Below are 13036 nucleotides of genomic sequence, written 5' to 3'. Positions count from 1 at the left end.
CCTGACGATCCCCTTCTTCTTTTCGGAAGGGGCCATCAGGGACGGCCTAGTGTCACTAATGGATGTGCATGCCACCATTTACGTCGATCGTGCTACCCGTAATGTAATCGGAAAGATCGGAAGCCAGGAACAGGAAAGCCTTGGCAACGTCTTCCGGATTGCCCAGGCGATTGAGGGGAATACCTTCCAGAATCTTCTGCTTCATGGCATCGTCCAGCTTGTCGCCGGTGATATCGGTGGCGATCAGGCCAGGGGCCACGGCGTTGACGCGGACTCCGAAGCCACCCAGTTCCCGCGCCATGGCCTTGCCCAGCCCGAGCATGCCGGCCTTGGCTGCGCTGTAGTGGGGCCCGCCGAAGATACCGCCACCGCGCTGGGCGGAGACGGATGAGGTATTGACGATGGATCCCGAACTCTGCTGCTTCATCTGAGGTGTTACCGCCTGGGACATGTACAGCATACCACGCAAGTTGACGTCGAGAATTCTATCATAGTCCTCGGGCATGATCTCTTCGAACTTCACGGGCTGAGTGATGCCGGCATTATTCACCAGGACATCGATGCGGTCGAACTTTGCCACCGTCTCCCTGGCCACTCGCTCGCAGTCATCCTTGCTGGCCACATTGGCGACCAGTACCAGCGATCGGTCCTGGTCGAACAGGTGACGAACGTCGTCACAGGCCCTCTCGTTGACATCGGTGATGACGATGGACGCGCCGTTTTCATAGAACAACTTGGCGGTACGCAGCCCGATGCCGTTGATACCGGCCGCGCCGGTCACAATGCAGACTTTATTGTCGAGTAACTTGGTCATGGTGATCAGATCTCCGATTGGATGTTGTTGACCCATTGAATCGAGTGAATGATATTTTCCTCGATCTCTTTCAGCGGCACTGCTGAATCCAGTCGCCACGGTTGCGCATCACGATCACGGCGCAGCCGGAAGGGCAGTTCCAAGGAAAACGGGATACCGTCCTTCAACAGCCGTCGAAGCAGTGGTGCCTCATCGATATCCCCCTCACCCAGGTAGGTAAAGACAATGCCGTCGTCACCCCGGTGACAGGGCTTGATATGGAAATGATCCACGCAAGGCACTGCTGCCAGGGCGTCAGCAAGAGGGTCGAACTCCGGGCAGTGGGATAGCAGGTTGCCCACGTCAAAGTTGATGCCGAATTCCGGAGTTGCCAGCTTTTCCAGGATGGGGGCGAGGTGGCCCGAGTGGTCGATCAGGTTGGCGATGCGGTTTCCCGGGTTTTCCAGCAGAATGCGCATGCCGTAATGCCTGGCGATAGCGGCCAGCTCATCGGCCTGGGCCAGGAAGGCTTCGCTGGAGGCCATACTGGCCGCATTGGTGATCACGAAAGACGCCCCGAGGGAAGAGGCGAACCGGCAGCGTGCCTCCAGCCGTTGACAGGCGTCAGGCTCGCCCAGGTCGATATGGCCGGAGAAGTAGCGGCACTCCTGGCCGTTGCGGCGCATTTCCTCCCGAAGCTCGCGACCATAGGCCGTGGTCAGGTCATCGTCGGAGAAGGCCGCGACATAGCCCTCGATAAAGGCGACCTCGACCTGTTCCACGCCACACCGAGCAAGTGACGGGAAAATTTCATGGAAGTCATAGCCATCGTACGCTGCGGTGCTGACCGACATAGGCCGGGTCTTCGTTTCACTGCACATTGCGTTCTCCGCTGTCCGTTGCCGCTTCATCGGCGATGTTTCGCTTGCCATCCTGCCCGTGCCCTGGTGCAGGCGCGCCTCCTAGTAGAGGATCAGCGCAGGCACGAAGGACACCAGCAGCAGGACGGCCAGTGCCACTAGATAGAACGGCACCAGTTCCTTGACCACTGCGCCGATCTTTTCCTTGGCGATCGCCGAGGATACGAACAGGGTGGTGCCGATGGGCGGTGTGAACAGGCCGATGCTCAGGTTGACGCACATCATGATGCCGAGCTGGACCAGATCCAGGCCGATGGCGTTGGCAATGGAGACCAGGGTCGGGCCAAGCAGCAGGATGGCGGCTGGCAGATCCAGGAACATGCCAATGACCAGCAGCAGCAAGTTGATGGCAAGGATGATCAACAGGGGATTCTGGAGATATTCCAGCGCCCAGTTGGCGACGGCCTGGGGTACGCCACCAGACGTCAGAATATAGCCGATGATGTTGGCCGCGGCGATGATCAGCATGACCACACCGGTGGTGATCACGGTATTCTGCAGGGCTGCCATGATCCTGGCGCCGTTCAGGTCGCGGTAGATCACGGCACTGACCATCAGGGCATAGGCCACGGCGATGATACTGACTTCGGTTGGAGTCGCGATACCGACCCGCAGCAGCACCAGAATGAACACTGGCATCATCAAGGCAGGCAGGGCACTGAGAAGGGTCGACCTTACCTCGGCCCGGGTGTATTTCATTGTCAGCCGGGGGAACCCACGACGCTTTCCGGTTATGTAACAGGCGAGCATCATGCCGATGGCCAGCAGCAAGGCCGGAATCACGGCGGCAATGAAGAGAGAGGCGATAGAGGTGTTGGATACTACCGCGAACAGGATCAGTGGGATGGACGGCGGCATCAGGCCGGCGATGACCGAAGATGACGAGGTAACCGCGGCACCGAACGCCCCCGGATAACCCTCTTTCTTCTGCCAGGGAATCAGCATGGAGCCCAGCGCCGAGGCTTCGGCCACGGAGGAGCCAGAAACCCCACCGAAGACGGTAGACCCCACGACGGTGACCTGGCCAAGGCCGCCGTGGTACTTGCCGACCAGCATGGAAGCGAGGCTCACGAGTTTCTGGCCCAGCTTGCCGGACATCATCAGGCTGCCTGACAGGATGAAGAATGGAATGGCCAACAGAGGGAAACTCTGGGTCGGCTGGAAGATCTTCATCACCACCATGCTGGATGGCACTGAACCGAAGACCGAGAGCGCCGCCCAACCGCTGATGACCAGGGAGTAACCCACCGGCATGGCCAGCAGCATGAAGACAATAAAACCCAGCAACATATGGACGGTCATAGCTCTTCCTCCCCGTGAGGGACCTGGGATGCAGCATGTTCCTCCCGGCCGGTAAGCAACATTCCGATGTTCGCCAAGGAGACGACTGCCATGGCTGCGAATCCGGCCACCACCGACCAGTAGGCCCAGGACATGCCAACCTGAGTGATGGGCAGGCGTTGACTACCGGCAATATTGACCACATCCAGGCCGCGGTAGGCGATCAGTCCGAAGGCGATCACGGCCAGGGCGTTGGTCAAGAAGAGAACCGGCTTCCTCATGAGCACTGGCAGCTGATCCACAATCAGGTCGATGCCAATGTGCTCGTTCCTGGCCGCCGCTGCGACGATGGCGCTCATGGTCAGCCAGGGAAAGAAGAGGTTGGGTATTTCCGTCACCCAGCCCAGGTTGGTGGAAAGTACGTAGCGCACTATCACACCTGTCATCAGCGACAGGAACATGATAACGATAGACAGGATAGCGACCCACTTGGCTAGCTGGTAGATCGCATTCTTGGAGCTCATCATCAGCGAGGTGGCCGGAGCCACCTCACCGACGTGGCTCTCCTCGGAGAGCTTCATCACAGCGTCCTCCCGCTCACTGAGCATCGCCCTGGGCTGCCTCGACGACCATATCCACAAGCTCCGGATACTCTTCACGCCAGGCGTCATAGACCGAAGAGGTGGCCTGGACGAAAGGCTGCTTGTCGACCTCATTGAATTCGACACCGGCCTCGATCATCTGGCTCTTCAGCTCCTCGTCGGCTTCGAGTGAAGCCTTCCGGTTGAATTCGCCGGCTTCGAGTGCGGCCTCCTGGATCGCTTCCTGATACTCCGGCGCCAGGGAATCCCAGACCATCTTGCTCATCAGTACAGGTGTCGACTCGTACTTGTGGCCTGTCATCGAGATGTAGTCCTGCACCTCGTGAAGCTTGGATGAGTAGATGTTCATCAACGGGTTCTCCTGCCCGTCCACGACACCCTGCTGAAGCGCGATGTAGAGTTCCGAGAAGTTCATCGGGGTCGGGTTGGCACCCAGGGCCTCGAAAATGTCGACGGTCATTTCATCCGGTGGCGTGCGAATCTTCAAGCCATCGAGGTCTTCCGGTTTCTCGATCGGTTTCACGTTGTTGCTGACATGACGAATGCCGTTATCCCACATGGCGAGCAACACCAAGCCATTCTGTTCAGCGAGTTTTTTCAGCTCGTCGCCCACTTTTCCATCCATGACACGCCATGCAGTGGGCAGAGAATCAAACAGGAATGGTAGGCCGAGCACGGAGAATTGGGGCACCACAGAGGACGTGGTGCCTTGGGAGTTGGCGCTCAGCGCCAGGGTGCCCAGGCGCATCTGCGTCAGGGCCTCCATGTCGTCGCCATACTGGGAGTTGCCGCCTACATCGATCCGGATCTCAGCGTCGGTCGCTTCCTGGACCAGCTCAGCGAACAACTCGGAGGCCTCCCACTTGGGGTTGCCCTCGGCGGCACTATGGGTCATCTGTAATGTTTGTGCAGCCAGCGCGGAAGAGGTGACGAGCATTGAGCCGGCGACAAAGGCATATTTCATGAAGGGTTTCATTAGCGATAGCTCCGTATTGTGCGTTGTTGTGTCGTTGATGCTTTCACTCAAGCTTCGAGCGAACCTTCTATTTTTCTTACCACCTCCCGAGTCGAAATGCCGTAGCGATCATGCAGGGTGGGCAATGCCCCGGCATTCAGGAACTCGTCCGGCAAGCCGATCTGCTGGAACCTGGCCTGTACACTGTTCCGCATCAGCAGCGAGGCAACGCTTTCGCCCAGCCCACCGACCACGGAATGGTTCTCGGCGACGAACACCGGCTTGCCTGAATGACGACGTGCTTCGGCCAGGATCGTCTCCTCGTCCAGCGGCTTGATGGTCGGGCAGTGAACGACCGTGACTGCAATACCTTTCTCTTTCAGCTCGTCGGCGGCCTCCACCGCGCGCATGGTCATCAGACCGGTTGAAATGATCAGCGCATCGCCGCCATCGATCAGGCGCTTGGCCTTGCCGATCTCGAAACGGTAATCATCGAAGCGATCCAGCACATTGGGCACCTTGCCGCGCAGCAGGCGCATATAGACGGGACCATCGTGGTCGACCATGGCCTGTACGGATTGCTGGGTGTCGATGGCATCGCAGGGGTCGATGATGGTGAGATTCGGCATGCCCCGGAAAATGGCGACATCCTCGGTGGCCTGGTGGCTGGGGCCATAGCCGGTAGTCAGGCCCGGCAGGGCACAGGCGATCTTCACATTCAGCTTTTCCTCGGCGATGGCCATGGCGATGAAGTCATAGGCCCGGCGCGAGGCGAAGACACTGTAGGTGGTGACGAAGGGGATGAAGCCTTCCCGGGCCATGCCGGCACCGGCGCTCATCAATAGCTGCTCGGCCATACCCATCTGGTAGAAGCGATCGGGGTACTCGTTACCGAAGATATGCAGGTCGGTATATTTGGCCAGATCCGCGGACATGCCCACGATCCTGTCATTCGATGCCGCCGCTTCCACCAGGGCGTGCCCGAAGGGAGCCGCCGTCGTCGATTGCCCTTCCGAGGCGATGGAGGCGATCATCGCCGAGGTCTTCAACTTCTTCTTGGCTGTCATGCCGTGTCTCCTCACTCGATCCCGTAAACGTCGTCCAGCTGTGCCAGTGCGACGCTCCATTCGTTTTCATCCACCCGGATGAAGTGGGTCTTGTCGCGGGTTTCCAGCAGCGGGACGCCGCGGCCCATCAAGGTGTCGCAGATGATTACGCGAGGCTTGTCGGACTGACTGCCGACGGCGGCGTCGAAGGTCTGTGTCAGCGCTTCCAGGTCATTGCCGTTGACACGCCAGGTTTCCCAGCCGAAGGCCGTCCACTTGTCCGCGATCGGCTCGTAGTTAAGCACCGTCGATGACTTGTCGTCGGCCTGCTGGTCGTTGACGTCGACGATGGCGACCAGGTTATCCAGCTTCCAGTGAGCGGCCGATGCCGCCGCTTCCCAGGTGGAGCCCTCGTTCAGCTCACCATCGGAGAGCAGGTTGTAGATGAGCGAGTCGCTGCTCTTGCGCTTGAGGCCCAGGGCCATGCCGACACCTATCCCCAGGCCATGACCGAGGGAACCACCGGTGATTTCCATTCCTGGTGTATAGGCCGCCATGCCGGACATGGGCAGGATGCTTTCATCGCTGCCGTAGTTCTCGATCTCGTCTTCCGAGACGATGCCGGCCTCGATCAGGGCGGCATAGAGTGCGATGGCATAGTGGCCGATGGAGAGCAGGAAGCGATCCCTGCCTTCCCATTCGGGGTCATCGGCCCGGAACTTGAGGTGGCGGAAATAGGCCACCGCGAGCACATCGGCCACGCCCAGCGCCTGGCCGACATAGCCCTGTCCCTGCACCTCCCCCATCCGCAGTGCGTTGCGGCGGATGCGGTACGCATGCTGCTTCAGCTGCTCCAGATCCTCGGGCTCTACTCTCGACAACGAAGCACTCATTGGTCGTTCCTCATATTGGTTGACCAATACAGAGTAGGCTTGAGAGCTACTGAGCGATATTGAACTTTTGTCTATGCCATATATATTCTTCAACCTATTGATTATAAACATTAATAAGAATTTACAACTTTATATATTGCTTTTTCTTCGGTCTTTTTTTGGGCATTACAAATGTCGACCATTTGTCACCTGAGATGATATTGGCACCACTGCGCTGCGCACCATTACAGAGAGCGCCCTGGCGGGCCATGCCTGCTGCAGGACCAGAGTCCATATTGCAGGACTGGTGCCGACCGATCGGAAGATCGTTGGGGGGTGAGCCGGCAGGTAACAGGAAGATGGCGGCCACAACGCGAAACGGCGCCCCGAGGGGCGCCGTTTCGCGGACGGACGTGGCGGCGCCCTCAGCCGAGGTACTTGATCATCACGCCGGCGGCCACCGCCGAGCCGATCACGCCGGCCACGTTGGGCCCCATGGCATGCATCAGCAGGAAGTTGTGGGGATTGGACTCCAGTCCCACCTTGTTCGACACCCGCGCCGCCATGGGCACCGCCGAGACGCCGGCGGAGCCGATCAGCGGGTTGATCGGCATCTTGCTGACGCTGTTGAGCAGCTTGGCCATCAGCACACCGCAGGCGGTGCCGATGGCGAAGGCCACCATGCCGAGCCCGAGGATGCCCAGGGTCTCCACCGCCAGGAAGCGGTCGGCCATCAGCTTGGAGCCCACCGACAGCCCCAGGAAGATGGTCACGATGTTGATCAGGGCGTTCTGGGCGGTGTCGGACAGCCGCTCGACCACCCCGCACTCGCGCATCAGGTTGCCGAAGCAGAACATCCCCAGCAGCGGCGCGGCATCCGGCAGGAAGAGCACCACCAGGATCAGCAGGCTGAGCGGGAAGACGATCTTCTCCAGCTTGGACACCGGCCGCAGCTGGGTCATGGCGATCTCGCGCTCGTGCCTGGTGGTCAGGGCGCGCATGATCGGCGGCTGGATCAGCGGCACCAGCGCCATGTAGGAGTAGGACGCCACGGCGATGGCCCCCAGCAGCTCCGGGGCCAGGATGCTCGAGACATAGATCGAGGTCGGCCCGTCGGCGCCGCCGATGATGCCGATGGCGGCAGCCTGGTTGAGCGTGAAGTCCATCCAGCCCATCGCCGACATGCCCACCGCCCCGAGCAGGGTGGCGAAGATGCCGAACTGGGCGGCCGCGCCGAGGAACAGCGTGCGCGGGTTGGCGAGCAGCGGACCGAAGTCGGTCATCGCGCCCACGCCCATGAAGATCACCAGCGGCGCCACGCCGGAGGCGATCGCCACGCTGTAGAACTGGTAGAGCATGCCGGGGGCATGGCCGGCCCCCTTGGCCACGTCGTTGGCGGCGCGGATCAGCTCGGGCGGGGTGTCGCCGTGCAGCACCTCGGTGAGGGTGTGGCGCCAGGCCTCGACGCCGGCGGCCGGGTCCAGGCTCAGCTGCAGCGCCGCCGCCATGCGCTCGAGCAGCTCGGGCCCGGCCAGGTGGGCCGCCTGCTCGGCGGCCGACAGCGCCAGCCCCGCCTCGGGAATGTTGGCCAGGATGCCGCCGAAGCCGATCGGCACCAGCAGCAGCGGCTCGAACTTCTTGGCCATGGCCAGCCACAGCAGCAGCAGGCCGACGGCCAGCATCACCGCCTGGCCGAGACTCAGGTTGTAGAGCCCCGAGCCGGTCCAGAGCGTCAGTATCTTCTCGGTCATGGAACCTTCCTCAGAGCACGACGAGGGCGTCGCCGACGGCCACGCTGTCGCCTTCGCTGACCTTGACCGCCGAGACGGTCCCCGCCGAGGCGGCACGCACCTCGGTCTCCATCTTCATGGCCTCGAGGATGATCACCACGTCGCCCTCGGCGACCGGGTCGCCGACGCTGACGTTGACCTTGAAGATGTTGCCGGCGAGCGGCGCGGCGATGGTCTCGCCCGAGGAGGCGGCCGGAGCCGCCGGAGCCGCCGGGGCGGCGCCCTGCTCCTGGACCTGACCGATCTCGCCGCCCTCGGCGACCTCGACCACGTACGCCTTGCCGTTGACCTTGATGGTGTAGGTCTCGGGGTCGGCCGGAGCGCCACCCTGGGTCGCCGGCGCCCGGGCACCCGGCTGGGTACCGGCTTGCAGCGCCTGGGGGGCCGGCTCGAAGGCGTCGGGGTTGTCGCGGTTCTTGAGGAACTTCAGGCCGATCTGCGGGAACAACGCATAGGTGAGCACGTCGTCGATCTCGCGCTCGCCCTCGGCCAGGCGAATGCCCTCGGCCTTGGCCTTGTCCTTGAGCTCGGCGGTCAGCCTGTCCATCTCCGGCGCCAGGTTGTCGGCGGGGCGGCAGGTGATCGGCTCGCCGCCCTCCAGCACCCGTGCCTGCAGCTCCTTGTTGAGCTCGGCCGGGGCGGCACCGTACTCGCCCTTGAGCAGCGCCTGGACTTCCTTGGAGATGGACTTGTAGCGTTCGCCCATCATCACGTTCATCACCGCCTGGGTACCGACGATCTGCGAGGTCGGGGTGACCAGCGGGATGTAGCCCAGGTCCTCGCGGACCCGGGGGATCTCCTTGAGCACCTCGTCGAGACGGTCGCCGGCGCCCTGTTCCTTGAGCTGGTTCTCCATGTTGGTGAGCATGCCGCCCGGCACCTGGGCCACCAGGATGCGGCCGTCGATGCCCTTGAGCGAGCCCTCGAAGGCGGCATACTTCTTGCGCACCTCGCGGAAGTAGGCGGCGATGTCCTCGAGGGCCTCCAGGTCGAGGCCGGTATCGCGCTCGGTGCCCTTGAGCATGGCCACCAGCGACTCGGTGGGGCTGTGGCCGTAGGTCATGGACATCGAGGAGATGGCGGTGTCGACGTTGTCGATGCCCGCTTCCACGGCCTTGAGGGCGGTGGCGCTGGACAGCCCGGTGGTGGCATGGCACTGCATGTGGATGGGGATATCCAGCGTCTGCTTCAGCCGCGACACCAGCTCGAAGGCATCGTAGGGGGTGAGCAGCCCGGCCATGTCCTTGATGGCCAGGGAATCGGCGCCCATGGCGGCGATGGACTTGGCCAGCTCGACCCAGCTGTCCATGGTGTGCACGGGGCTCAGGGTGTAGGAAATGGTACCCTGGGCGTGCCCCTCATTGGCGCGCACCGCCTGGATGGCCCGCTCCAGGTTGCGCGGGTCGTTCATGGCGTCGAAGACGCGGAAGACATCGACCCCGTTGGTCCTGGCGCGCTCGACGAAGCGGTCGACCACGTCGTCGGCGTAGTGGCGATAGCCGAGCAGGTTCTGGCCACGCAGCAGCATCTGCTGGCGGGTGTTGGGCATGGCCGCCTTCAACGCCCGTATCCGCTCCCACGGGTCCTCGCCGAGGTAGCGGATACAGGCGTCGAAGGTGGCGCCCCCCCAGGACTCCAGCGACCAGAAGCCGATCTTGTCGAGCTTCTCGGCGATGGGCAGCATGTCGTCCAGGCGCATGCGGGTGGCGAACAGCGACTGGTGGGCGTCGCGGAGGACCACGTCGGTGATGCCGAGTGGGCGGGCGTTCTCACTCATGAGACGTTCCTTATCGTTATAAAGGATGGAAAGGGACAGGGGGAAAGCGGCCTGGCCTCAGCGGCGCTGGCGATAACGGTGCACCGCGGCACTGATCACGGCCATGAGGTCATCGTCGCCGGCCGGCGCGGCACGCCCGGGCCGGGACGGGGCAGCCGGGGCCGGCTCGGGGAAGAAGCGGCCGATGACCTTGGACATCAGGGTCGTGACGATCACTAGCACGGTAAGAAAAACAAACACGAAGCCCATGCCGAGCCCCATCAGGGCCAGGCCTTCGTTTACAAGCGACGAGTTGTTCATATCAATGGTCCTTTTCGGTACAGCCGCGCATGACGTGTTATTTCGCCAGCGCTTCCCAGTCTTGCCGGGTGATCGGGATGCCGTGCCTCTCGGCATCGCGGCGATGACGCAGGCGACGCTCGCCCGGCAGCCGTGACTGACCGGCCGAGCGGACGGCCTCGAGCAGCCCAGCCACACGGCGGGCAAAGGCGGCATTGTCGCCTCGGGCGGGATCGATCAGGAGCAGGAACTGCCCCGTCCTGGGTGTCTGCGCCCCGGGATGCCCGGACAGATCAACTTCGCTGGAAAACTGCCCGCCGGTCAGGGCTGAAGCCAGGATCTCCACCATCAGGGCAATGGAGCCGCCCTTGTGCCCCCCAAACGGCGACAGACCACCCTCAAGGATGGATTCCGGCGAGTCACTGGCATTGCCGGACCGGTCCACCCCGGTGCCCATCGGCACCGTCTTTCCTTCCCGGGCGGCGATCTGGAGGTCACCATGCGCCATGGTGCTGGTCGCCTGATCGAAGATCAGTGGGGGCGCCTCTGCCACCGGAGTGGCGAAGGCGATGGGGTTGGTGCCGAAGACCGGCGTATGGCCGCCAGGCGGCACCACGTGGGCGACCCCCGTGACCGTGGTGAAGCCCACGTAGCCGGCCTCGGCAAAGGGCTCGAGGTCGGGCCACAGGGCACTGAAATGGTGGGAGTCCCGGATGGCGACAATGCAATGGCCGCTACGCGCCAGGCTGTCCTCGATCTGAGAACGTGCCGCGTCGAGCGCAGGCTGGGCAAAGCCGTTTGCCGCATCGACACGCAGGTAGCCATCCCCGGCCTGCTCGACCCGGGGTTGCGCACGCCCGTCCACCCAGCCACTCTCCAGCGAGCCGAGGTACCCCGGGATGCGGAAGATGCCATGGCTGTGCACCCCGTCGCGCTCGCAGCGAGCGCAGTTATCAGCCAAAATGCCGGCGTTGTGCCGAATAACTCCGGCCTGGCGGAACACTTCTGTCAAGCGGGCACGAAGTCCCTCGAACGAGACCCGCTGGATCTCGACGCTGCCATCGATCATGAGGTGTTACCTGCTGATGATAGTGGTCTGGTGCGCGGCCAGTAGGGCGCGCGCCGGACAAAAAAGCTCAGGACACGGCCTGGGCCCCGGTGATCTCCACCGTCGAGCCACACATGAACGGCGCCTCGTCGGAACTCAAGAAGGCCACCAGGGCGGCGACCTCTTCCGGCTTGCCGATACGACCGTAGGGTACGATCCGGTCGAGGTCCTCGACAGTTTTGCCGGCTCTCCGCAGCCCCGACTCCAGCATGGCGGTATGGATTTCGCCGGGGCACACAGAGTTGACGCGGATCCGTTGCGGGGCTCCGTCCCGGGCGAGACTCTTCGAGAAGGCCACCACCGCCGACTTGGTCACGTTGTAGGCGATATGACCGGGCGCCGGTTGCAGTCCCCACTGAGAAGCGGTGTTGACGATCGCCCCACCGCCCGCGGCCGCCATGTGCGGCACCGCCGCCCGGCACAGGTAAAACATCGCATGCAGGTTCACGGCGAAGCTGGCATGCCAATCATCCGTCGAGACCTCCGTGATATCACCGCGGCGATTGATTCCGGCATTATTGACCAGAATATCCAGGCGACCGAACTCTGACAGGACGTCATCAACCAACTGCTGGCAGGCCGCCTCCTCGGTGATATCGACGGTCTTGACCAAGGCTCGGCCGCCCTCGCCCTCTATCTCCGCCTTCACGCTTCCTGCGGCCTCGACATCGTGATCGACGATCACCGCTAAAGCGCCCTCCCCGGCCAAACGACGACAGATGGCACCGCCGATGCCACCACCCCCGCCAGTCACCATCGCGACCTTGTTCTGAAAGCGACTCATGAGACTTCCTCTCTGATGATGTAGTGTCTCAGCGGATGTAGCTGCCGCCGTTCATGTCAAAGGTCGCACCATTTATGGAACGCTGAGAGGGTTTCAGGCAGAAGCCCACCAGCTCGGCTACTTCCTGCGGTGTGGCGATATCGCCAATGGGAATGTCCGCGACAGCCGCCTGGAAACCATGCTTGGCGATGAATGCCTCCGCCATCTCGGTCCTGACCCAGCCCGGGGCGATGCAGGCCGAAACGATGCCGAGGTGTCCGAAGGAAGTCGCGACCGACTTGGACAGGTTGATCAACGCAGCCTTGGTGACCCCGTAGGGCAAGGCCTCGGCACTGTAGCCGCGCTGCCCAGCCCGGCTGGCCATGCTGATGATCCGCCCGCTCCCATGCTCGGAAAAATGTGGGATGGCCAGGCGGTTCAGGTCGGCAACGGCCTGGATGTTGATCTGCAGCTCCCGAGCCCAGGCGGCGTGCCAATCGTCCCAGTCGGACTCGAGGGAAATCTCCATTCTCACCCCGGCATTATGCACCACGGCATCGATACGCTTTGCCTTGGCAATACAAGCCTCCCAGAGATCTTTCGGCCCCTCGCGGGCCGAAAGATCGGCCTGCACCAGTAGACCATGCCCGTTCACGGCCTCAAGCAAGGTCCCCGCCGCTTGCCGATTGTGTCGATAATGCATCAGCGGGAAGCCGCCGCAGCGGGCAACTTCCTTGACGATGGCCGTGCCGATGCTGCCCGTGGCCCCAGTGACCAGGACATTCATTCCTTCAAGATCGTGAACCATTCACAGTTCCCCACTTGCAGAGAAGACGACGGGCTAACAGCA

The 13036-nt window shown here is 62.4% G+C and carries 13 protein-coding genes; all 13 read right to left on the bottom strand.

The window, feature by feature from the left end; translation table 11 throughout:
- Positions 1-55: 55 nt before the first annotated feature.
- Positions 56-814, bottom strand: coding sequence for an SDR family NAD(P)-dependent oxidoreductase (locus OCT48_RS06720; protein ID WP_263591930.1), 759 nt, complete (start codon positions 812-814; stop codon positions 56-58).
- 5 nt (positions 815-819) lie between these two features.
- Positions 820-1647 carry a sugar phosphate isomerase/epimerase family protein gene (locus OCT48_RS06715; RefSeq protein WP_263591929.1) on the bottom strand — a complete coding sequence of 276 codons (828 nt, stop codon included), beginning with the start codon at positions 1645-1647 and terminating at the stop codon, positions 820-822.
- A gap of 108 nt (positions 1648-1755) precedes the next feature.
- Positions 1756-3015: a TRAP transporter large permease gene (locus OCT48_RS06710; RefSeq protein ID WP_263591928.1), complete on the bottom strand. Its 1260-nt coding sequence runs from the start codon at positions 3013-3015 to the stop codon at positions 1756-1758.
- A complete protein-coding gene (locus OCT48_RS06705) occupies positions 3012-3575 on the bottom strand; it encodes a TRAP transporter small permease (protein ID WP_263591927.1) in 564 nt (187 codons plus the stop codon). The genes OCT48_RS06710 and OCT48_RS06705 overlap by 4 nt, the downstream gene beginning before the upstream one ends.
- Before the next feature lie 16 nt (positions 3576-3591).
- Entirely contained in the window at positions 3592-4560 is a 969-nt protein-coding gene (locus OCT48_RS06700) for a TRAP transporter substrate-binding protein (RefSeq protein ID WP_263591926.1), read from the bottom strand.
- A 59-nt stretch (positions 4561-4619) separates the two neighbouring features.
- On the bottom strand, positions 4620-5618 hold the full coding sequence (locus OCT48_RS06695) for a transketolase family protein (RefSeq protein ID WP_263591925.1): 999 nt from the start codon (positions 5616-5618) through the stop codon (positions 4620-4622).
- Between the two features lie 11 nt (positions 5619-5629).
- A complete protein-coding gene (locus OCT48_RS06690; protein ID WP_263591924.1) occupies positions 5630-6490 on the bottom strand; it encodes a transketolase in 861 nt (286 codons plus the stop codon).
- A 404-nt stretch (positions 6491-6894) separates the two neighbouring features.
- Entirely contained in the window at positions 6895-8220 is a 1326-nt protein-coding gene (locus tag OCT48_RS06685) for a sodium ion-translocating decarboxylase subunit beta (RefSeq protein ID WP_263591923.1), read from the bottom strand.
- A 10-nt stretch (positions 8221-8230) separates the two neighbouring features.
- The gene (gene oadA / locus OCT48_RS06680) at positions 8231-10036 is read right to left on the bottom strand and encodes a sodium-extruding oxaloacetate decarboxylase subunit alpha (protein ID WP_263591190.1); all 1806 of its coding nucleotides are present in this window, start codon (positions 10034-10036) and stop codon (positions 8231-8233) included.
- A gap of 57 nt (positions 10037-10093) precedes the next feature.
- On the bottom strand, positions 10094-10336 hold the full coding sequence (locus OCT48_RS06675) for an OadG family protein (RefSeq protein ID WP_263591922.1): 243 nt from the start codon (positions 10334-10336) through the stop codon (positions 10094-10096).
- 37 nt (positions 10337-10373) lie between these two features.
- Positions 10374-11384, bottom strand: coding sequence for an Ldh family oxidoreductase (locus OCT48_RS06670; RefSeq protein ID WP_263591921.1), 1011 nt, complete (start codon positions 11382-11384; stop codon positions 10374-10376).
- Positions 11385-11451: 67 nt separating this feature from the next.
- Positions 11452-12207 (bottom strand): SDR family NAD(P)-dependent oxidoreductase, encoded by a 756-nt coding sequence (locus tag OCT48_RS06665; protein ID WP_263591920.1) that lies wholly within the window; start codon positions 12205-12207, stop codon positions 11452-11454.
- A 28-nt stretch (positions 12208-12235) separates the two neighbouring features.
- Positions 12236-12994 carry an SDR family NAD(P)-dependent oxidoreductase gene (locus tag OCT48_RS06660; RefSeq protein ID WP_263591919.1) on the bottom strand — a complete coding sequence of 253 codons (759 nt, stop codon included), beginning with the start codon at positions 12992-12994 and terminating at the stop codon, positions 12236-12238.
- Between the last annotated feature and the right edge of the window lie 42 nt (positions 12995-13036).

It is taken from the genome of Halomonas sp. M4R1S46, from assembly GCF_025725685.1.
GTDB lineage: Bacteria > Pseudomonadota > Gammaproteobacteria > Pseudomonadales > Halomonadaceae > Halomonas.
The sequence above is the reverse complement of the archived record's forward strand: the minus strand, read 5'-3'. Positions and strand labels throughout refer to the sequence as shown.

What these genes read in the sequence shown, in the direction of transcription:
- OCT48_RS06670 (WP_263591921.1), bottom strand. Translation starts at nt 11,384, where the DNA reads ATGATCGATGGCAGCGTCGAGATCCAGCGGGTCTCGTTCGAGGGACTT.
- OCT48_RS06720 (WP_263591930.1), bottom strand. Translation starts at nt 814, where the DNA reads ATGACCAAGTTACTCGACAATAAAGTCTGCATTGTGACCGGCGCGGCC.
- OCT48_RS06675 (WP_263591922.1), bottom strand. Translation starts at nt 10,336, where the DNA reads ATGAACAACTCGTCGCTTGTAAACGAAGGCCTGGCCCTGATGGGGCTC.
- OCT48_RS06665 (WP_263591920.1), bottom strand. Translation starts at nt 12,207, where the DNA reads ATGAGTCGCTTTCAGAACAAGGTCGCGATGGTGACTGGCGGGGGTGGT.
- OCT48_RS06660 (WP_263591919.1), bottom strand. Translation starts at nt 12,994, where the DNA reads ATGGTTCACGATCTTGAAGGAATGAATGTCCTGGTCACTGGGGCCACG.
- OCT48_RS06715 (WP_263591929.1), bottom strand. Translation starts at nt 1,647, where the DNA reads ATGTCGGTCAGCACCGCAGCGTACGATGGCTATGACTTCCATGAAATT.
- OCT48_RS06700 (WP_263591926.1), bottom strand. Translation starts at nt 4,560, where the DNA reads ATGAAATATGCCTTTGTCGCCGGCTCAATGCTCGTCACCTCTTCCGCG.
- OCT48_RS06695 (WP_263591925.1), bottom strand. Translation starts at nt 5,618, where the DNA reads ATGACAGCCAAGAAGAAGTTGAAGACCTCGGCGATGATCGCCTCCATC.
- OCT48_RS06710 (WP_263591928.1), bottom strand. Translation starts at nt 3,015, where the DNA reads ATGACCGTCCATATGTTGCTGGGTTTTATTGTCTTCATGCTGCTGGCC.
- OCT48_RS06705 (WP_263591927.1), bottom strand. Translation starts at nt 3,575, where the DNA reads ATGAAGCTCTCCGAGGAGAGCCACGTCGGTGAGGTGGCTCCGGCCACC.
- OCT48_RS06690 (WP_263591924.1), bottom strand. Translation starts at nt 6,490, where the DNA reads ATGAGTGCTTCGTTGTCGAGAGTAGAGCCCGAGGATCTGGAGCAGCTG.
- OCT48_RS06685 (WP_263591923.1), bottom strand. Translation starts at nt 8,220, where the DNA reads ATGACCGAGAAGATACTGACGCTCTGGACCGGCTCGGGGCTCTACAAC.
- oadA (WP_263591190.1), bottom strand. Translation starts at nt 10,036, where the DNA reads ATGAGTGAGAACGCCCGCCCACTCGGCATCACCGACGTGGTCCTCCGC.